The organism is Pseudomonas sp. ACN8, assembly GCF_002303925.1.
In the GTDB taxonomy this organism is placed as follows: Bacteria; Pseudomonadota; Gammaproteobacteria; order Pseudomonadales; family Pseudomonadaceae; genus Aquipseudomonas.
The window spans coordinates 87,401-107,232 of sequence record NZ_MRCS01000020.1 but is presented as its reverse complement, the minus strand read 5'-3'; the positions used below and the strand labels follow the sequence as shown (position 1 = coordinate 107,232).

General features: G+C 61.3%; 19 protein-coding genes. 7 read left to right on the top strand and 12 right to left on the bottom strand.

Annotated elements, in window-relative coordinates; all coding sequences use genetic code 11:
• Positions 1-280: 280 nt before the first annotated feature.
• A complete protein-coding gene (locus tag BSF44_RS13640) occupies positions 281-1,189 on the bottom strand; it encodes a LysR family transcriptional regulator (RefSeq protein WP_095943937.1) in 909 nt (302 codons plus the stop codon).
• A 106-nt stretch (positions 1,190-1,295) separates the two neighbouring features.
• On the opposite strand from BSF44_RS13640, the gene BSF44_RS13635 reads away from it, so the two are divergent.
• From BSF44_RS13635 to BSF44_RS13625, 3 genes are all read left to right on the top strand, one after another.
• On the top strand, positions 1,296-1,892 hold the full coding sequence (locus BSF44_RS13635; protein ID WP_095943936.1) for a short chain dehydrogenase: 597 nt from the start codon (positions 1,296-1,298) through the stop codon (positions 1,890-1,892).
• A gap of 109 nt (positions 1,893-2,001) precedes the next feature.
• The gene (locus BSF44_RS13630) at positions 2,002-2,670 is read left to right on the top strand and encodes a COG3650 family protein (RefSeq protein ID WP_095943935.1); all 669 of its coding nucleotides are present in this window, start codon (positions 2,002-2,004) and stop codon (positions 2,668-2,670) included.
• A 95-nt stretch (positions 2,671-2,765) separates the two neighbouring features.
• Positions 2,766-4,379: an NAD(P)/FAD-dependent oxidoreductase gene (locus BSF44_RS13625; RefSeq protein WP_095943934.1), complete on the top strand. Its 1,614-nt coding sequence runs from the start codon at positions 2,766-2,768 to the stop codon at positions 4,377-4,379.
• A gap of 125 nt (positions 4,380-4,504) precedes the next feature.
• On the opposite strand, the gene BSF44_RS13620 is transcribed toward BSF44_RS13625, so the two are convergent.
• Entirely contained in the window at positions 4,505-5,602 is a 1,098-nt protein-coding gene (locus BSF44_RS13620) for a PLP-dependent cysteine synthase family protein (protein ID WP_172435347.1), read from the bottom strand.
• Positions 5,603-5,849: 247 nt separating this feature from the next.
• Here BSF44_RS13620 and nhaA point away from each other — a divergent pair, with 247 nt between their 5' ends.
• The gene (nhaA, locus tag BSF44_RS13615; protein WP_095943932.1) at positions 5,850-7,037 is read left to right on the top strand and encodes a Na+/H+ antiporter NhaA; all 1,188 of its coding nucleotides are present in this window, start codon (positions 5,850-5,852) and stop codon (positions 7,035-7,037) included.
• A gap of 101 nt (positions 7,038-7,138) precedes the next feature.
• On the opposite strand, the gene BSF44_RS13610 is transcribed toward nhaA, so the two are convergent.
• Positions 7,139-7,603, bottom strand: a complete 465-nt coding sequence (locus BSF44_RS13610; RefSeq protein WP_007992400.1) for a glycine zipper 2TM domain-containing protein — start codon at positions 7,601-7,603, stop codon at positions 7,139-7,141.
• Between the two features lie 165 nt (positions 7,604-7,768).
• On the opposite strand from BSF44_RS13610, the gene BSF44_RS13605 reads away from it, so the two are divergent.
• Positions 7,769-8,005 carry a hypothetical protein gene (locus tag BSF44_RS13605; protein ID WP_056720840.1) on the top strand — a complete coding sequence of 79 codons (237 nt, stop codon included), beginning with the start codon at positions 7,769-7,771 and terminating at the stop codon, positions 8,003-8,005.
• A gap of 5 nt (positions 8,006-8,010) precedes the next feature.
• On the opposite strand, the gene pdxH is transcribed toward BSF44_RS13605, so the two are convergent.
• From pdxH to dinG, 5 genes are all read right to left on the bottom strand, one after another.
• On the bottom strand, positions 8,011-8,658 hold the full coding sequence (gene pdxH, locus BSF44_RS13600; protein ID WP_095943931.1) for a pyridoxamine 5'-phosphate oxidase: 648 nt from the start codon (positions 8,656-8,658) through the stop codon (positions 8,011-8,013).
• Positions 8,659-8,682: 24 nt separating this feature from the next.
• The gene (locus BSF44_RS13595) at positions 8,683-9,690 is read right to left on the bottom strand and encodes an OmpA family protein (RefSeq protein WP_095943930.1); all 1,008 of its coding nucleotides are present in this window, start codon (positions 9,688-9,690) and stop codon (positions 8,683-8,685) included.
• 113 nt (positions 9,691-9,803) lie between these two features.
• A complete protein-coding gene (locus BSF44_RS13590; RefSeq protein ID WP_095943929.1) occupies positions 9,804-10,949 on the bottom strand; it encodes a serine hydrolase domain-containing protein in 1,146 nt (381 codons plus the stop codon).
• Between the two features lie 219 nt (positions 10,950-11,168).
• Positions 11,169-13,556 (bottom strand): beta-galactosidase, encoded by a 2,388-nt coding sequence (locus BSF44_RS13585; RefSeq protein WP_095943928.1) that lies wholly within the window; start codon positions 13,554-13,556, stop codon positions 11,169-11,171.
• Positions 13,557-13,652: 96 nt separating this feature from the next.
• The gene (gene dinG / locus BSF44_RS13580) at positions 13,653-15,797 is read right to left on the bottom strand and encodes an ATP-dependent DNA helicase DinG (protein WP_095943927.1); all 2,145 of its coding nucleotides are present in this window, start codon (positions 15,795-15,797) and stop codon (positions 13,653-13,655) included.
• Positions 15,798-15,896: 99 nt separating this feature from the next.
• Between dinG and BSF44_RS13575 the strand changes: the two genes are divergently transcribed.
• Positions 15,897-16,361 carry a CopD family protein gene (locus BSF44_RS13575; protein WP_095943926.1) on the top strand — a complete coding sequence of 155 codons (465 nt, stop codon included), beginning with the start codon at positions 15,897-15,899 and terminating at the stop codon, positions 16,359-16,361.
• A gap of 116 nt (positions 16,362-16,477) precedes the next feature.
• On the opposite strand, the gene BSF44_RS13570 is transcribed toward BSF44_RS13575, so the two are convergent.
• The 4 genes from BSF44_RS13570 to BSF44_RS13555 form a co-directional block, all read right to left on the bottom strand.
• Positions 16,478-17,236 carry a collagen-like protein gene (locus tag BSF44_RS13570; RefSeq protein WP_095943925.1) on the bottom strand — a complete coding sequence of 253 codons (759 nt, stop codon included), beginning with the start codon at positions 17,234-17,236 and terminating at the stop codon, positions 16,478-16,480.
• A complete protein-coding gene (locus BSF44_RS13565) occupies positions 17,229-17,507 on the bottom strand; it encodes a DUF1145 domain-containing protein (RefSeq protein ID WP_095943924.1) in 279 nt (92 codons plus the stop codon). Before BSF44_RS13565 ends, BSF44_RS13570 begins: the two co-directional genes overlap by 8 nt.
• Positions 17,508-17,655: 148 nt before the next feature.
• Positions 17,656-18,363 (bottom strand): OmpA family protein, encoded by a 708-nt coding sequence (locus BSF44_RS13560; protein WP_095943923.1) that lies wholly within the window; start codon positions 18,361-18,363, stop codon positions 17,656-17,658.
• A 90-nt stretch (positions 18,364-18,453) separates the two neighbouring features.
• Positions 18,454-19,143, bottom strand: coding sequence for an OmpA family protein (locus BSF44_RS13555; RefSeq protein WP_008052136.1), 690 nt, complete (start codon positions 19,141-19,143; stop codon positions 18,454-18,456).
• 189 nt (positions 19,144-19,332) lie between these two features.
• Here BSF44_RS13555 and BSF44_RS13550 point away from each other — a divergent pair, with 189 nt between their 5' ends.
• Positions 19,333-19,830, top strand: a complete 498-nt coding sequence (locus BSF44_RS13550; RefSeq protein ID WP_095943922.1) for a DUF6231 family protein — start codon at positions 19,333-19,335, stop codon at positions 19,828-19,830.
• Positions 19,831-19,832 lie beyond the last annotated feature (2 nt).

Here is a 19,832-nt window from a genome sequence, read left to right as displayed (position 1 = left end):
CTTCGATTCACGCTTCCTCCCCACACTCGGTCGCCCTCGTGCAGTTGCGCTTCACTTCGTTCGCTGTGGTCAGCTTACGGCGGGACTTTCACCCACAAGATTGCGCCCATGCTGGGCGCACACAAAAAACGGCCTTCACAGGCCGTTTTTTTATGCCCGCCATGAGATCCCTTGTAGGAGCGAGCTCGCTCGCGATGGACGTTAACGATGACGGGGGCTGGCTGGATGAACGTGGTGTCTATACGTTCTTCGCGAGCAAGCTCGCTCCTACAGGGGGTCGTTACAACCGATCCAACACTTCCCCACTGCGCTTGAACCACCCCATCAAATAATCCGCCAGTACCTGCGTGCGCTTGGGCAATCCACCCTGATAAGGATGCACCAGGTACATCGGCATGCTGCGGGTCTGATAATCGCGCAGGAGCCATCGCAAACGCCCGTCGGCCAGTTCTGTTGGCAGACAGTAGGACGGCAGGCGTGCAATACCGGCACCGACCAGCGCGGCTTTCTTCAACAGGTTGTAATGGTTGCTGGCGAACGGTCCCGATACCCGCACCCGCAACAACTCATGCTGCTGGTGATACAGCCATTCTTCGCGACCGCTGTAATGGCTGTTGAGCAGGCAACGATGTTCGGCCAGCGCCTGGGGCGTTTGCGGTTCACCGTATTGCTCCAGGTAAGCCGGGCTGGCACAGGTGAGCTCTTGCCACGCCAGCAACGGGCGCGCCACCAGTCGCTGGTCAATGGCCACGTCGGAACGAATCGCCAGATCGAAACCGTCGCGAGACAGTTCACGGTAGCTGTTGTTGAGCTCCAGTTCGATCTGCACTTGGGGATACTTGGCGGAGAACTCCAGCAACAGGCCATCGAAGAAGGTTTCCCCGAGCGACACCGGCACCGTCATCCGCACCGGGCCGGCCATGTCGTCTTTCAGACGCGCCAGGGCCTGGCGCGCCCGCTCGACTTGCACCACCAGCGCCTGGGCCTGGGGCAACAACGCAGCGCCGGCCGCGGTCAGGCTCAAGCGGCGGGTGGTGCGCTGCAACAGCACCACGGAAAACTGCGCTTCCAGCTGGCTGATACGCTTGGACAACTGGCCTTTGCTGCAACCGAGCTGCTGCGCCGCCAGGGTGAAACTCCCCGCTTCGATCAACACCGCGAACGCGGCAAGATCATCCATCTCGCTCATGGATTGTTTCCATTTGAAAACCAAAGGTTGCCTATTAGTGCGCTTATCTGGAGAAAAAACCACCCTAAACTGAAGCCTCGTTCAACCCACAACGAGGATCAGCCCCATGAAAATTCTTTTGATCGGCGCAGGCGGCACCATCGGCTCGGCCGTCGACAAGGAACTGTCGCAACGCCACGAAATCATCCGCATCGGTCGCACCAGCGGCGACTTTCAGGTGGACATCAGTGACAGCGCCTCGATTCGCAAACTGTTCGAGCAGACCGGAAAATTCGACGCACTGGTATGTGCAGCCGGCAACGTGACCTTCGCACCGCTCAATGAGATGACCGAAGAGAGCTTTGCCCTGGGCCTGAAAGACAAGCTCATGGGCCAGGTCAACCTGCTGCTGATCGGCCGCGAGTTCGCCAATGACCGCGCATCGTTCACCTTCACCACCGGCGTGCTCAGTCACGATCCGATCTACAGCGGTGCCTCGGCAGCACTGGTCAACGGTGCACTGGACAGCTTCGTCCGGGCCGCCGCCATCGAACTGCCGCGCGGCTTGCGCGTGAACTCGATCAGCCCGAACGTCCTCGTCGAAGCCATGGGCAAATACGCGCCGTACTTCCGTGGCTTCAAGCCGGTTCCTGCGGCGGATGTGGCTTTGGCCTACGCCAAAAGCGTGGAAGGCCTGCAAACAGGTCAGACCTTTCACATCTGAAGATAAAAAACGCAACCTGCATCAGCGCCAATACAACGTGGAGACGATAACGGGTTGTGATGAACGGTCAGGCTGAGTAACGTGGCGACACTTGTCAGGAGACCCCAAGATGCGTGTTGCCCGTTCCTTAGTCCTCGTTGCCCTGCTTCCGCTGTTTGCCGCTTGCCAGTTGTTCGACGGTGAACGGCAGAGCGCCTCCCATGTCGGCCAGACACGCATGCAAGGCCAGTTGACCGCGGCGCAGGGCAGACTGCTGTTCCAGCCGTGCAACCAGACAAACCGCTACGTGGTCAACGACACGGGCGGTACCAGCGTCCTGCAGCAGGCCGCAAACCTGGCGGACAAGCAGGGCAAGCTGTTTGCCGACGTGCGCGGACGGGTTGTGGCCGGCAGCGGTGGTGACGGCCAGCTCGATCTGGAGCAGTTGTACCGCGTCGAGCGCTCGGGCAACGCGTGCGACGATCCGAATTTCAAGCTGCTGATCCTGCGCGCCGCCGGCCACACCCCGGAGTGGAGCGTGAAAGTCAGCGGCAAAGGCATGGTCCTCGACCGGTCCGGGCAGCCGCCGTTGGCCGTGCCTTACGTCGAGGAGCAACTGGGCGATGGCCGTTTCAACCTCAGCACCGAAGCCAACAACCAGCACATCGAACTGTGGGTTGCACCGCAACGTTGCGTCGACAGCAGCACCGGCAGCATCCAGCACATGAGTGCCGAGTTGCGCATCGACGGTCAGGTACAGCGCGGCTGCGGGTATTTCGGCGGATCGCGCGACGACTGATCGTATAAGCCTCACGGGCCTGCGCCTTTGCGGCTTATAATCGCGGGCTTCAAACGCCCTGGCGCAGTTGTGCGCCCCGCGAACCGGATCCCGCCATGTTACGAATCACCGAACTCAAGTTGCCGATCGACCATCCCGAAGAAGACCTGCGCCCTGCCATCGTGCAGCGCTTAGGGCTTGCCAGCGATGACCTGCTCGATTTCACCTTGTTCAAGCGCAGCTACGATGCGCGTAAAAAGTCCTCCGAGCTGTGCTTCATCTACACCATCGACCTTGAAGTTCGGGACGAGGCGTCGGTACTGCAAAAGTTCGCCGATGACCGTAACGTCAGCGTGGCGCCGGATGTCAGCTACAAAGCGGTCGGCCAGGCACCGGCCGACCTGAGCGCGCGTCCGATCGTCGTCGGTTTCGGTCCGTGCGGGATTTTCGCCGGGCTGCTGCTGGCGCAAATGGGCTTCAAGCCGATCATTCTCGAACGCGGCACCGAAGTACGCCAGCGCACCAAGGACACCTGGGGCCTGTGGCGCAAAAGCGTGCTCAACCCGGAATCCAACGTGCAGTTCGGTGAAGGCGGCGCGGGGACATTCTCCGACGGCAAGCTCTACAGCCAGATCAAGGACCCGAAGTTCCTCGGCCGTAAAGTCTTGCACGAATTCGTCAAGGCCGGTGCCCCGGAAGAGATCCTCTACGTCAGCAAACCGCACATCGGTACGTTCCGTTTGACTGGCGTTGTGGAAAACATGCGTGAACAGATTCGCGCCCTGGGCGGTGAAGTGCGCTTCCAGCAGCGTGTCACCGATGTGTTGATCGAAGACGGCCAACTGGTCGGCGTCGAGCTCAACGGCGGCGAGCAGATCCACTCGAAACACGTGATCCTGGCCCTCGGCCACAGCGCACGCGACACCTTCCGCATGCTCCACGGCCGTGGCGTGTTCATGGAAGCCAAGCCGTTCTCGGTGGGTTTCCGCATCGAGCACCCGCAGTCGCTGATCGACCGTGCGCGCCTGGGCAAATACGCCGGCCACCCGAAACTGGGCGCCGCCGACTACAAACTGGTGCACCATGCCAAGAATGGCCGTTCGGTCTACAGCTTCTGCATGTGCCCGGGCGGCACCGTGGTGGCGGCGACCTCCGAGCCGAACCGCGTGGTCACCAACGGCATGAGCCAGTACTCGCGTAACGAGCGCAATGCCAACTCCGGTATCGTCGTCGGCATCACGCCGGAAGTCGATTATCCGGGCGGCCCGCTGGCCGGTATCGAGCTGCAGGAACGTCTGGAATCCCATGCATTCGTGCTGGGCGGCAGCAACTACGAAGCGCCGGCGCAATTGGTCGGCGATTTTATCGCAGGCAAACCGTCCACCGAACTGGGCAGCGTCGAGCCGTCCTACAAGCCGGGCGTAGCCCTGGGTGATCTGGCGCTGGCACTGCCGGCATTCGCCATCGAAGCGATTCGCGAAGCTTTGCCGGCGTTCGAGAAGCAGATTCGTGGTTACTCGCTGCACGACGCGGTGTTGACCGGCATCGAGACCCGCACCTCCTCGCCGCTGCGCATTACCCGGAACGAGTTGTTGCAGAGCCTGAACGTGAAGGGCTTGTTCCCGGCCGGTGAAGGTGCCGGCTATGCGGGCGGGATTCTGTCGGCGGGTGTTGATGGGATTCGCATTGCCGAGGCTGTGGCTCGGGACATCCTCGGCCTGGAAGCCTGACGCAAATCCCCTGTAGGAGCGAGCCTGCTCGCGATAGCGGTAGATCAGTCAACATCACTGTTGAATGCTGATCCGCCATCGCGAGCAGGCTCACTCCCACATTGGTACTCAGTGTCTGAAAGATCTCAGATATTGGCGCGCAACACCGACGCCGGCAACGGCTCACCCCGCTCCACCGTCGCCGCCACCGTCGCCATCAAACCACTCAGTTCATACCCCTGAGCCTTGAGCCAGTCCTGATCGTAATAGGTCGTGGCATAGCGCTCGCCGCTGTCACACAGAATCGCCACCATCGACCCCGTCTCCCCCGCCGCTTTCATGTGCTGGGCGGCCATCAGTGCGCCGATCAGGTTGGTCCCGCTCGACCCGCCCACATGGCGTCCCAGACGCTCCGCCAGGTAGTGCATGGCCGCCAGCGACAGGGCATCCGGCACTTTGACCATCGCGTCGATCACCTTGGGCAGAAACGACGCCTCCACCCGCGGCCGGCCGATGCCTTCGATGCGCGAGCCGTGGTCCAGTCGCAGGCTGGCATCGCCGGTCTGGTAGTAATCGAAGAACACCGAACGCTCGGCATCGGCACACAGCACGCGAGTGCCGTGCTGGCGATAACGCACGTACCGGCCCAAAGTGGCTGTGGTGCCGCCGGTACCGGGGCTGGAAATCAGCCAGCTCGGCTCGGGATGCTGTTCGAAGCGCATCTGCTGAAAGATCGACTCGGCAATGTTGTTGTTCGCTCGCCAGTCAGTGGCGCGCTCGGCGTAGGTGAACTGGTCGATGAAGTGCCCGTCGTGTTCACGAGCCAGGCGCTCGGACTCAGCGTAGATCTGGGTCGGATCGTCCACCAGATGGCTTTGGCCACCGTAAAAGGCGATCTGCGCAATCTTTTCCTTGGACGTGGTCGCTGGCATCACAGCAATGAACGGCAAGCCCAGCATGCGCGCGAAGTACGCTTCGGAAATCGCCGTCGAACCGCTGGAAGCCTCAATGACCGGCGCGCCGGGTTTGAGCCAGCCGTTACACAGCGCATACAGGAACAGCGAACGGGCCAGGCGGTGCTTGAGGCTGCCCGTGGGGTGGCTGGACTCATCCTTGAAATACAACTCGATGTCCGGAAAACCCGGCAGCGGCAAGGGGATCAAGTGGGTGTCGGCGCTGCGCTGGAAATCGGCTTCGATGATCCGGATCGCTTCGCGGGACCACTGTCGGTTGTCGCTCATGATGGTTTTCTCGTTGTATCGGGCAGGAGTCGGCCTTATGACAAGGCTCATCCAACAAGCTTAGGAAAAATCCTGCGTCCAGCACAGGTACAGCTGAAATCCAATACGCCCGGCAACTGCTAGGCTCAGGTCGGTGCCGAGGGATCAGTCTGTAACGACATATAACAAAAAAGAATATAACTTTTGTTTTAACAACTAACAGTACTTGTTAGGGTGTAACACCTTTTGAATTCACAGATGGAGAGCGACCTTGCCTCTGCGTAGCACTTTCACGCGTTTCTTTCAGTTGGAAGCTGCCAGCGGTCTGTTACTGATCGCCGCTGCCGTTCTGGCTCTGATTATCAACAACTCGCCGCTGTCGTGGCTGTACAACGGCCTGCTGGACACCCCCGTGGTGGCCCAGATCGGCGCGCTGAAAATCGCCAAGCCCTTGCTGCTGTGGATCAACGACGGCCTGATGGCGCTGTTCTTCCTGCTGATCGGCCTGGAAGTGAAGCGCGAAGTCCTCGACGGCCAGTTGTCCAGACCGTCGCAAATCGTCCTGCCCGGTGCCGCCGCCATTGGGGGCATGGTGGTGCCGGCGCTGATCTACTGGTACCTCAATCGCGACACGCCACCGGCCCTCAACGGCTGGGCAATCCCGACCGCCACCGACATTGCCTTCGCCCTTGGCGTGCTGGCGTTGCTGGGCAAACGGGTTCCGGTATCGCTGAAACTGTTCCTGATGACCCTGGCGATCATCGACGACCTCGGCGCGATCATCATCATTGCGATCTTCTATTCCGGCGCGTTGTCGACCCTGTCCCTGGCGCTGGCCGCGACCTGTATTGCGGCGCTGATCGGGATGAACCGGCTCGGTGTGGTCAAGCTTGGGCCGTACATGATCGTCGGCCTGATCCTCTGGGTCTGCGTACTCAAAAGCGGTGTCCACGCCACCCTGGCCGGCGTGACCCTGGCTTTCTGCATTCCGCTGCGCACGAAAAATGCCGAACCTTCGCCTTTGCTGACCCTGGAACACGCCCTGCATCCATGGGTCGCCTACGGCATCCTGCCGCTGTTCGCCTTTGCCAATGCCGGCCTGTCCCTGAGCGGAGTCACCGTCGAAAGCTTCACTCACCATGTTCCGATGGGCATCGCCATCGGGCTGCTGCTGGGCAAGACCGTCGGGGTCTTCGGCCTGACCTGGCTGGCCGTGAAAACCGGTATCGCCGCCTTGCCCCAAGGCGCCAACTGGGGCCAGATACTGGGCGTAGCAATACTCTGCGGCATTGGTTTCACGATGAGCCTGTTTGTAGGCTCGCTGGCCTTCGAGCCGGGCGTGAGTGATTTCGCCGGGATGGACCGCATGGGGATCTTGACCGGTTCGATTCTGGCGGCGCTGATCGGTTATGTGGTGACGGCGATGGCCAGCCGCAAGAACACTGCGCTGACCTCCTGATAAACCGCAATAACGCCTGGCGCCGATCAAGCCCCTCCTGAGCTGAAAAACAAAAAACCCGATCAGTCACCTGATCGGGTTTTTTTATCCGGTGTTTGCGCTTAGTGCGAAACGCGACTGGTGCCATTCACACTGGCGATGCGCACACGCTCGCCAACACGGAACACTTCGTTCGGCTGAACTTCCTGAACGTAGGCGCGCATGCTGCCATCGTCTTCGCGCACGGTAATTTCCACGCCCTGGGTGCGGGTCAGGCCTTCTTCAGCGGCTGAACCGAGCAGGCCGCCGGCCACGGCACCGATGACTGCAGCAACGACGCTGCCTTTGCCGCCACCGATGGAGCTGCCGCCAACGCCCCCGACCACTGCGCCAGCAGCGCCGCCGATCGGGGTTTTGGTGCCTTCGATTTTCACCGGGCGCAATGCTTCGATGGTACCCATGCGAACGGTCTGCACACGACGCGCCTCGTCACGGGAATAGGAGTCACCGGTCAGGCTCGATTGGCAACCAGTGAGCAACATCGCCATCGTGGAAAAGGAAGCAACCAGTAGAACAGACTTACGCATAGCATCAACTCCAAAGAAACAGTTGTTCATTAAACTCCGCCGCTTGACGCCTGTCACGGCATCGCCCGGGTAAAATTGGTTTGATTCAGGCTCCGTTAAGGCGCCTCCACGAACTCACACAGTAGCGGCAAATTCGCAAAACTGCCCCACTGGCCAAGGATTTCAATGGACTATTTTATCATCGTCGTCACGACTGTTGCCGGTTTGTACTTCCATTGGTGGCTGTACGTGCGGATCAAACGCTGGATGGACCGCGACCTGGCGCTAGCGCTGGCGGGCAAGGACGAGCAGAAAAAAGCCTTCATGCTCGAACGATTGGCGAGTGCCCGGGCGCAAAAGATCAAGCGTCGAGACCTGCCGAAGTGGCTGGAAGCCGCTGCGGCAGGCTATCCCGATCGGTAGACTGCTCAGGGTGCCAGACGTTCAAGAATCCAGTCGGCGCCCTGCTGGCGGTAGTTGAGGCGGTCGTGCAGGCGACTTGGGCGGCCCTGCCAGAACTCGATGCGCTCCGGCAGCAGGCGATAACCGCCCCAGTGTTCCGGGCAATGGGGTTGGGTGTCGCTGAAACGTTGCTCCGTGTCCTTGAGCAGCGCTTCGAGCTCGCTACGATCGGCGATCACCCGGCTCTGCGGTGACGCCCAGGCCCCCAGGCGACTGCCCAGTGGACGGACCTGATAATAGGCGTCGGACTCCTCAGGCGTCACCTTCACCACCCGCCCTTCGATGCGCACCTGGCGCTCCAGCGCCGGCCAGAAAAACGTCATGGCCGCGAACGGATTCGCAGCCAGATGCTGGCCCTTGGCGCTTTCGTAGTTGGTGAAAAAGGTGAAGCCCTGCTCGTCCAGGCCCTTGAGCAACAGAATGCGACAGTGCGGTCGACCATCCTGGTCGACGGTGGCCAGGGTCATGGCGTTGGCTTCCACCGGTGCCTGCTCGGTTTTCACCGCGTCGGCGAACCACTGGTGAAACAGAGCGAACGGCTCGGCCGGGGCTTGAGCCTCGGTCAGGCCATCACGGGTGTAGTCACGACGCATATCAGCCAGGCCCTGGGTCATGGCGCATTCCTTTTGGTTAACGAATCACTGCTTTGCAGTATCGGTGGCGACGACTTTCTTGTCAGCCGTCGAGGCTTTGGCTGGCGTGGTCTTTTTTGCCGGCGTTGCGGTTTTCGCAGGCGCTTTCTTCGCCGATGCTTTTTTCGCGGGGGCTTTTTTCGTTGCCGGAACCGAAGCCTTTTTAGTCGCAGGGGCCGGTGTCACAGGCTTGGCGACCGGCTTGGCGTCCGCGGCGGCAACCATGGTCACAGGTGCTGGAGCCGGCATGTTGTACTTGCTCAGCAGTGCGACCATGGTGTTTTGCGGGGTCACCAGCAGTTCCACGCGACGGTTCAACGCACGACCCTGCACGCTGTCGTTGGCGGCACGCGGTGCATCACCGCCCAGACCACGCAGCATCAAGCGATCACGCTGCAAACCACTGAGACGGAAAATCGCCGCAACGGACTGGGCACGCTCCTGGCTGAGTTTGACGTTGGCAGGCGCAGCGCCGGACGTATCGCTGTGGCCGAGGATCAACACAGCGGTCTTAGGATCGGCTTCAAGGATCTTGGCAACGCGGGTGAACGGACCGAGCGTGACTGGCAGCAGCATGGCCGGACGATCAGGGTTGAACGAGCCTTCGACCGGCGCAGTCACCACCAGTACGTTTTCACGGCGCTCGAGTTGCATGTTGCTGCCCTTGACCGCCTCGCGCAGTCGCGGTTCGTAGTCGTCAAGCCAGGCCTGGGTGACTTTCGGGTCTGGCATCGGTACAACCTTGGCAGTGCTCTGCTCGCTACCGCCGAACGGCCACCACCACTTGCTGCCGCTATCGGTTTCGGCCTTGGTCACCGCAACGGGTTTGACTTCAGGTTTTACCTCCGGCTTGGTCACGGGCTTGCCGGCGCTGTCGTCGGAACCGAACGGCCAGTACCAGTGGCTACCGCTTTCAGTCTTGGCGACAGGTGCCGTCGCGTCTTTCTGTGGAGTCTGTGCGCAACCGGTAATAGCGAAGCACAGGGCCAAAGCGAGGGTTTTATTGGATGACATTGGATATCCACAAAAATGAAGTCAAAAAAATCAGGCCACATTGGCCGGTAGAAGCAGACGCTTTGAAACTGGAAAGGCTAACGGGTTCCAGCCCTGGAACCCGATAGTCGTTTTTACAGACAAGTGGCCAGAACCCGCACCAGCTTTTGCGCGCGCGGGTCCATCAAGACGTACGGCCCCAGGGTATTTGTCACAAACCCGAAAGCCACATCGTGCTCCGGGTCGGCAAAACCGATGGAGCCGCCGGCACCCGGATGACCAAACGCCCGCGGGCCAAGGCCGAAGGTGGCATTGGCAACGTCCGGTTGATCGAGCATGCAGCCCAGGCCGAAACGGGTCTGGGTCAGTAAAGTCTTGTCCTCGCCGAGGCTGTGCTCGCGAGTCAATTCATCGAGCATTTCGCTTTCCAGGAGGCTGCCGTCCAGCAGGCCCGCGTAGAATCCGGCCAGGCTGCGGGCATTGCCATGACCATTGGCGGCCGGCTGTTGCATGCGTCGCCACTCGGGTTTGTTGGTGCTGGTCATGATCGACGGCGGGTTAGTGAACGCCCGGGTCGTCATGGCCGTTGGCTCACGCATGGTCACTTGCAACAGGCGCTGGGCAGCGGCATCGCCGACATTGCCCTTGCCCCGCGCAATGTGGGCCACGCGATGGAACTCTTCGTCGGCCAGACCCACATGAAAGTCCAGGCCCAACGGTTTGGCGACCCGCGCGACGATGGATTCCCCCGGTCCACGACCGTCGGCACGGCGCAGCAATTCGCCGATCAGCCAGCCATAGGTGATCGCCGCGTAACCGTGGCCTTCGCCCGGCGTCCACCACGGCGCTTCGGCGGCCAGGGCGTCAACCATGGTTTGCCAGTCGTAAAGGGCTTCGGGGGCCAGCAACTCGCGCAATGCCGGAAGGCCGGCCTGATGGCAGAGCAGTTGACGCAGGGTGACGGACGCTTTGCCCGCTGCAGCAAATTCGGGCCAGTAGCGCGCAACCGGGGCATCCAGTTGCAGCTTGCCTTCGGCCACCAATTGCAACGCGGTGACCGCGGTGAAGGTCTTGGTGCAGGAGAACAGGTTGGCGATGGTGTCGCTGTGCCAGGCCTCGGCCCCATCCTTGTCGGCAGTGCCGGCCCACAGATCGACAACGGTTTCGCCGCCGACCTGAATGCACAACCCTGCGCCACGCTCCTGAGGATCGTCGAACAGCGCCGCGAACGCCTCTCGCACCGCTTCGAACTTAAGCTCGTAATGACCCTGAATCTGCACCCGTAACTCCCCGGATTAACGCTCTACAAAGTGGTCGGCATTGTTCCAGCCCTTGAGGGTTTTGGGAACAGGGTTGGGCCGGGCGGTCAACGTGTTACCGGTCCAAAATGCAACAGTGATGCTAATGATGTCTTCGCGAGCAGGCTCGCTCCCACAGGAGAATGCATTCCAAAGTGGGAACGAGCCTGCTCGCGAAGAATGATGACGCGGTTTCGGGTCTTAGTGACCTTTGCCGGAATGCCCACCGGCGCCCTTCCCCGGCCCCTTGCCGGCCTCGGCCTTGCGGCCGCCCTCGGCGTCGTGACTGGCTTTGTCGGCGGCGGCAGCCTTCTCGGCCTCTTTGCCCAGTTGCTCGACTGTCGCCAGGTTGCTCTTGCGCACGCTGTCGACAAAACCCTGGAACGGCAGATCAGTAATGCCCACCAACCCGAAGTGACCATTTTCACCGTCAAGCAAGCGCCCGGTGACCGGTTGATCGAGGTACTGGAACCAATGCACACCGACAATCGACGGCTCGCTCAATGCCTGCTTGAGGAAGTTGGCGTACGCCGGGCCGCGATCCTCTTCCTTCAACAACGGGGTGACGCCGCCCCAGAACGGGCCACGATCAGCCGAGCCGAAATTGAACTCGGTGATCAGCACCGGTTTGTCGAGACTGCGCAACTTGGCGAAGTCGTAACCATCCTGGGGTTGCAGGGTGTACATGTTGAAGCTCAACACGTCGCAGTACTGGGCGCAGGACTCCACCGCTTGCGGCGTGCCGATCGCGAAACGGCCACCGAGCAGCAGCTGGTTCGGCGCGTGCCACTTGAGTGAATCGGAGATGGTCTTGAAGTAGGTGTCGGCAAAGACCTTCTGGAAGTATTTGAAGTCGGCTTCGATTTCCGGGTGCTCGGCGCTCGGAAGCGGTGGCACGAACCCTGGATCTTCCATCAGCTCCCAGGCTGGCAGATCAATGCCCCAGGCTTTCGACAGGCCAGCCTGATTGCGGTACTTGTCACGCAGTTGCTTGAGGAACGCGCGCTTGGCCGGCACGTCGGTGGTCATTTTCAAAGTGCCGTAGGCCAGGGCATAACGGGCTTTCGGATCATCGCCTGGACCGGCCCAGGCCAGTTCGTTGTCGGCGTAGTAACCGATCAGCCACGGATCGTCACGATGGTCGCGGGCAGCAATCGCCACTGCACGCTCGGTGGCCATGGCAAAACGCGGATCGAACGGGTCCGGCATGCCGCCCCACCAGTCGGTGCCGGTGCTGATGCTGGCGTAGTCGCCGACGATCGACAACGGCAAGGTGTAAGGCACACGATCAGCGTCGCCCAATACGGGTGCGCTCCAGTTGCCGACGGTGTTGAAGCCCCAGGCCTGCAAGCGATCGAGGGTGTGGCGGGCCCAGCGCTGCTCGTCGAATAGCGTTTTGCACGGTTCTACGGAATTCGGCGCTGCCGTCGCTTCGGACTTGGCTGTTTCGGCGACGCCGGCCTTGGTTTCTTTGCCCTGCGCGCAAGGATCGCCATACAGGCGCTGCAGGTTGGCAGCGTAAAAGTCGTACCAACGCCCGGCATTGTAGCCGCGCCCTTGATCGGCACCGTTGCCGCCACGGTTGTCGCCATCTCCGTAATGACTGGCCAGCGCCTCGTCAGCCTTGGGCAAGGATTCGAACATCCACTCGCGACCGGCAACGTAGGTCTGGTTGACATCCGGCGCCACGGTATTGACCCCAAGGGAATAGAACGGGTGCCCCTCGGGCGTCACCAGGTACCAGCGACCATCACGCTTTTCCGTGCGGAAAAAGCCGCTGGCCTTGAAGGTCGGGCCTTTGTTTAAACCACCGAACTTGTCCAGGGAGGACTTTTCGCGCTCGGCCAGCCAGGTTTTCAGTTGCTGCTGCTCCTTGCTGGCAGCACTTTTCAGTTGTTCGTCGCTGCTGATTTTTTCCGGCCATTTGGCCCGGGTCGACTGGCCGTAAGCATCCACCAATCCGCCATACACGGCCTGGGTGACCGACTCGCCGTCCTGCACACCAAAGCGTTCCAGCAGGATGCTTTGCGCGGCTTTGGGCTGGTCCATCGACAAGCTCACCGACACCACCTGGCTGCGATCCAGTTCACCGGCGCTGCTGGCCAGCAACACACGCTGGCCCTCGACGGTCATCGGCATCGGCGGGCCAGCCTTCATGCCCTGGCTCAACGGCGATGTCGCTTGCAGCGGTACCAACAGGGTTTGCGCAGGCCCCGCCGGCAGATCGACGCGGCTGACCAGGGTCTTGCCGTCGTTGCTCTGGATGGTCACGTACAGGGTCAAAGCCCAGTCCATCGCGCTCTGGATCCGCAGGCTCATGACGCCCGACTGCGACCAGTCCCAGGCGCCGGTTTGCGGGGTCAGGCGCAAAGTCGGCCGGGCGACCGGGTTGAACGTCACCCGGCGCAGCACTTCGCCCTCGGGGGTTTGCTCGGCGTTGGATTGCGGCAGGCTGGCGTCCTGAGTCGCCACCTGGACCACGTCGGCGGGGCGCACAAAATTGAACAGCGTCTGCTGGCTGGCGGGGGCGGCCAATAGCGGTGTTGCGAACATCAGGGCAAAAACGGCAGGCAACGAACGGCAAATCATGAGAACGAATTTCTCCCTAACGACCTTCAATGGGCCAGTGGAAAAGCGATGGCAGAGAGATAGACAACACGGTGGGCAAAACTGCCCACCGGTGTTTCAGGAAATTTCTCGACGGAACGGCGGCAACGCGTTGAGGATGGCTTTGCCATAGCGCTGGGTCACCAGGCGCCGGTCGAGCAAGGTGATGGTGCCGCGGTCTTCTTCGGTGCGCAGCAAGCGACCGCAGGCCTGGACCAGCTTCAGCGAGGCGTCCGGCACGGAGATTTCCATGAACGGATTGCCGCCCCGGGCTTCGATCCACTCGGCCAGAGCTGCTTCCACCGGATCATCGGGTACCGAGAACGGAATCTTGGCGATCACCACGTGCTCGCAATAGGCACCGGGCAAGTCGACCCCTTCGGCGAAGCTCGCCAGGCCGAACAGCACGCTGGAATCGCCGCCATCGACTCGCGCCTTGTGCTTGTTCAGGGTTTCCTGTTTCGACAGGTTGCCCTGGATGAACACTTGCTTGCGCCAGTCGCGGTCGAGGCCGTCGAACACGTCCTGCATCTGTTTACGCGAGGAAAACAGCACCAGCGTGCCCCGCGAGCCTTCGACCAATTCAGGCAGGTCGCGAATTATCGCGGCGGTATGCGCCGCTGCATCACGGGGATCGGCGTTCAGGTTCGGCACCCGCAGCACACCGGCGTCAGCGTGATGGAAGGGGCTCGGCACCACCGCCGTCACCGCCTTTTTAGGCAGGCCGGCGCGCATACGGAAGCGGTCGAAGGTGCCGAGGGCAGTCAGGGTCGCCGACGTCACCAGGCAGCCATAGGCCACGTTCCACAGGTTGCGGCGAAGCATCTCTGCCGCGAGGATGGGACTTGCGTTGACCTCGATGTCGAACAGCGAACCGCTCTCGGCCAGGGTCAGCCAGCGGGCCATGGGCGGGTTGTCTTCCGGGTCTTCGACGGTGAAGGCGGTCCACAACTCCCAGTTGCCGGAAGAACGCGACAACAGGCTGCCGAACAGCGGATACCACTCCTCGGCCTGGTTGCTGGCGATGCCGATGTTGACCTCGCCGTCCATGCCTTCCTTGAGCAACTCGGTCAGGCGGGTGAACAGATCGGTCAGCCGCGCGAAGCCTTTCTTCAGTTCGATGCCCATTTCACGCATGTGCTCGGGAATCACCCCGCCGACGAATCGGTGACGCGGGCGCTCGCGGCCTTCGACGTCTTCGCCGGGTTTGAAATCGGCAATCTGCTCGCAGGCGGTAAACATGAACTGCTGCTGGGTCTTGATCTCCCGCGCCAGCTCCGGCACCTGCTCGATCAACTTGCCCAGGTCCCCCGGCAGCGGGTGCTGGGCCAGAAGCTTGGTGAGGTTCTTGGCGGTGGTTTCCAGCCAGTCGGCGGTGGAACGCAGGCGCGTGTAATGGGCGAAGTGGCCGATGGCCTTGTCCGGCAGGTGATGACCTTCGTCGAACACGTAGAGGGTGTCGCGCGGATCGGGCAGCACGGCGCCGCCGCCCAGGGCCAGGTCGGCCAGCACCATGTCGTGGTTGGTGACGATCACGTCGACCTTGCCCATGCCTTCGCGGGCCTTGTAGAAGGCGCACTGGCCGAAGTTCGGGCAATGACGATTGGTGCACTGGCTGTGGTCGGTGGTCAGCCGTGCCCAGTCGGCGTCTTCCAGGGCGGTGGACCAACTGTCGCGGTCGCCGTCCCACTTATTGCCGGCGAGTTTTTCGATCATGCTGGTGAACAGCTTCTGGCTGGCCTCGTCGACCTCGATCTTGAAGCCTTCTTCTTCGAACAACTGAGCGGTGGCGGTTTGCGCGTGGCCTTCCTGGAGCAACATGTCGAGCTTGGACAGGCACATATAGCGCCCGCGCCCCTTGGCCAGGGCGAAGCTGAAATTCAGCCCGCTGTTGCGCATCAGGTCAGGCAAGTCCTTGTAGACGATCTGCTCCTGCAGGGCCACGGTGGCCGTGGCGATCACCAGGCGTTTGCCGGCGGCCTTCGCCGTGGGAATCGCCGCCAGGCTGTAGGCCACGGTCTTGCCGGTACCGGTGCCGGCTTCCACCGCGACAATCGCAGGGTCGCCACTGCGCCGGCCTTCGTCGTCGGTGTCGATGTCCCCCAGGACCTTGGCGACTTCGGCAATCATCAGGCGTTGGCCATAACGCGGCTTGAGGCTCTTGGCTTCGAGAAAACGCGAGTAGGCGCCCTGGATCGTGGTTTTGAGTTCAGTGCTGATCATGGATTGTCGGGCGCAAAAAACGCTGGATAAATTTTCAGTGGTTCGGTTCGGCGGCTATCATACCCCGCTAATGAATCCCGCGCAGAACGGAGTAACCCAATGACACCTTTTAGCCTCATTTATAGCCTGCATGTACTGGCGGCCCTGGTCTGGGTCGGCGGCATGTTTTTCGCCTGGATGGTCCTGCGCCCCGCTGCGATCAAAGCACTTGAAGGCCCTGCCCGGCTGAAGCTGTGGGTAGAAGTGTTTCAAGGTTTTTTCCGCTGGGTCTGGGTGGCGGTGGTGCTGTTGCCAGTCAGCGGCGTGGGCATGCTGCACATGCACTTCGGTGGCTTTGAAACTGCGCCACGTTATGTGCAGGTGATGATGGGCTTGTATGTGGTGATGACCGCGCTGTTTATCCGCATTCAGGCGTTGATGCTGCCCGAACTGCGCGCCGCGGTGGCCGAACAGGATTGGCCCGCTGGTGCAGCGGTGCTGGGTCGGATCCGCAAGTTGGTGGGGATCAATCTGTTGGTGGGGCTGGCTTTGGTGGCGATTGCCGCCGCTCGGCCGATGCTCTAAAAGCATCGTCGGATCGCCGCACGGACCAAGCTCGCACACAGGGGCTGTACAGATCCTGTGGGAGCGAGCTTGCTCGCGATAGCGGTCTGACAGACAGCTCACATTTCGGCGATTGCTTACATCCGCTGTACCGTCACCGAACCCGCCGCGCCTTCCGGCCCCGGCTGCCCGTCAGCCCCAGGCTTACCGCTCTTGCCGCCATCGGTCTTGTAAATCAGGCAGCCCTTGGCCTTGCCACCCGCGCCAGGTTTGCCGCCAGGGCCGGCCAGGCCACCGGCACCGCCGGCCACCTGAACCTTGATCCGGTCTGCCGGGAAGTCGTGGGGCACGGCCAGCTTGACCAGCGCCCCCGGCGCTCCGGGTTGACCATTGCTGCCATCACTGCCATCGGCACCGCGCCCCGCTTGACCCCAGGTGCAGCCCGGCTCCTGGCCGTTGGCCCCATCAAGGCCAACGAACCCCGGTGCGCCCGCACCACCGCGGGCATCAACGATCAACTGCGCTGCATTCAGTGTCTTGATCTGCAAATCAAGGTTGCGCCCGGATCGAGCGGCCTTCTGGTAAGTCCCGGGGGCGCCACGGGAGGTGATCTGGCTGCCTTCGGACAAGTCAGCGCGACGGACCTTCAGCGCCAGCGCCTGTTCCCCCGGCACGATAGCTATGCGCGCTTCGCGCCCCAGATGCAATTCACCCACGGTGACTTCCGTGACGTTCGAAGGAATCAGCAAGGTGCCGTAATCGGCCACTTCCAGGCGTTCCAATTGCAGGGTGCTGGCGGTGTTGGGCAAGCGCATCAGCGAGTTGGTTTCGACACTCACCACCTGTGCGCTGGCCAATGGGCTTATGAGTACGGCGAGCAGACAGAGTTTACGCATGGGAAGCCTTCGAAGCGGTGGGGGCTGGAATGGTTTGCAGGTGGAATACGCCGAAAATGACGATCTTCAGGCGGTCAAGCCAGGGATGGGCACGACCCCGGAGGCTGCGATAGCACAGCAACGCTTCCAGAAGATGGATGACTCCCAACAGGCCGCCGGCCAGATTGACCAATGGGTGCAGCGGAAAGACAAACGGTATGAGCAGATTGACCAGCGCTACCGCCCAGAACAGCAAGGTCAGTAACCGCCCCAGTCCCCATATGACTTTCATACGCGCCCCCGATGAGAATTATTGTTTGCGCGCACAGTAACGGCTTCCACGCGGGATAAGCCAGAGGGCAACGGAAAATTCTTCATGAAGGCCGCCAAACGGCCGTCGCAGCGATCACACACGTCGCCCGACGGCTCTATCTCTTGGCTCAGCGGTTTATATGCAGCTCCACGCGACGGTTTTTCGCGCGGCCTTCTTCTGTTTCGTTGTCGGCAATCGGTTGGCTCTCGCCCCTGCCTTCGCTGGTGACTTTGTTCGGCGCCACACCCTGGCTCAACAGGTATTCCGCCACGCTGCTGGCACGCCGCTCCGACAAGGCCTGGTTATAGGCATCCGAACCGACGCTATCGGTATGACCGACCACCTTGATGCTGACCACATCGGCATCCTCGAACTTGCTCATCAACGCGTCCAGTTGACTCTTCGCCGTCGGGGTCAGCTCGGATTGATTGAAGACAAACAGTACATCGCTCAGAGTAATGACTTCGGATTGCGCAGGCTCGACCTGGACGCTATCCGGGTACTGCGGCACCGGGCAACCGCGATGGTCGACCGGGGTATTGGCGGGAGTATCAGCGCAACGGTCGCGCCGGTCGAAAATGCCGTCGCCGTCTTCGTCGCCATCCTGGGCATAGCATATCAAGCCGCCGGACAAGATACCCAGCGCCGCCCCACCCGCGGCCCAACCACCACTCTCGATTGCGCCCAGACCACCACCGACCAGGCCGCCGATGAGGCTGCAAATTGGCCAGGTGCGTTGATTGAGGGGGGCAGTGCCATCGCTGTGGGTTGCGCAGCCGGTCAAGAGGCTGCCAAGTAGCAGAACCGGCAAGACGGTCCTTGTGAGAACGATCATATTGAAAGCTCCTGTGTACCGGCCAATACCGGTTACACAGGAGTAAAGACCCGCATCCGCGACTGCACAAGGCGCGGATGCGAGGGGAGCTTAACGCTGGATTTTGATTTCGGTACGACGGTTCTGTGCACGACCGTCAGCGGTTTTGTTGTCCGCAACCGGCTGGCTTTCACCGGCACCGACAACCGAGACGAAGTTGCTGCGAGGTACGCCTTGCTCGATGAGGTATTCAACCACCGAGTGGGCGCGTTTATCCGACAGTTTCTGGTTGTAGGTGTCACTGCCCACGCTGTCGGTATGGCCGGTCACGGTCAGTTGAGCGGTAGGGGCTTCGGCTTTCAGGCGAGTGGCAATCTTGTCGAGTACCTGTTTGTCGGACGAGGTAAGCGTGGCTTTGTCAAACTGGAAGTGAACATCGCGGATGACGATGGTTTCTTCCTGAACCACAACCGCTTCTTCGACCACAGGCGCAGGTGGTGGGCAACCGTTGGCATCGACCTGAACGCCTTTTGGCGTGCCTGGGCACTTGTCGCGACTATCCGGCACGCCATCACCGTCTTCGTCGCCATCACCGTGCACCCAGCAATAAGCCGCCGCCGTACCGCCGACGAGCAGAGCACCATACCCTGCCCATGCCGAGCTTTCGGTCGCACCGAGGCCCGCACCCACGACACCCCCCACTGCCGCACAGGTCGGCCAGTCGGTTTTCTGCAAACCTGCGCAACCAGTCAAGACACTGGTTAGCAGAACCAAGGGTAATGCTGTCCGAACTATGCTCATCTAGTTTTCTCCTGAAGGATCGGCTTAGAACCGATTCAGGTAGTAAAGACCCGAGTTTTAAACTCCGCCAGCAATAAACCCTGCTGTTTATTCGCGTATTAACGGCAGCTTGGCGCTTTTGTCACCAAGGCGCTCTAGGCCCGAACGTTAGGGCAGGCTAGTCTTGGCAGATCTGATTGAGGATCTTCGATGATTGCAGGTATTTCTTCACGCACGCCACAACAGGCACTGGCCGCGTTACTCGACCGATATGCCCCCGCGCGCCTGTTGTTGATCGGCGCCAGCGAGTTCCCGGCACTGGAAGCTTTCAAATTCGCTCACCCGGACAGCAGTGTCGCTTTCGCGCCCCCCGGGCCGTTGCCCGACGAGTTGGCGGCCCGCCGTTTCGACCTGGCCCTGGTGGTCGACTGCCTGGAGCATTTGCCCAAGCGCGAGGGCCTGAACCTGCTGGGCGGCATCCGCAACCTCAACGCCAGCCGCATCGCAGTGCTGGCGGATCTGCCGGCCTGTGGCTGGCAGGAAACGGACTTTTTCTCCCTGGCACTGCAAGCCAGCGAACGCTTTCAACGGGACGAACAGGTCCTGACCCTGTTCACCTACGATCTGCTTGAATACAAACAAGTCCCCGACTGGCTCAATTCGCGCTTCTGGGCCAATCCGGAAAACTTCGGGAAATACTGGTGGTAATG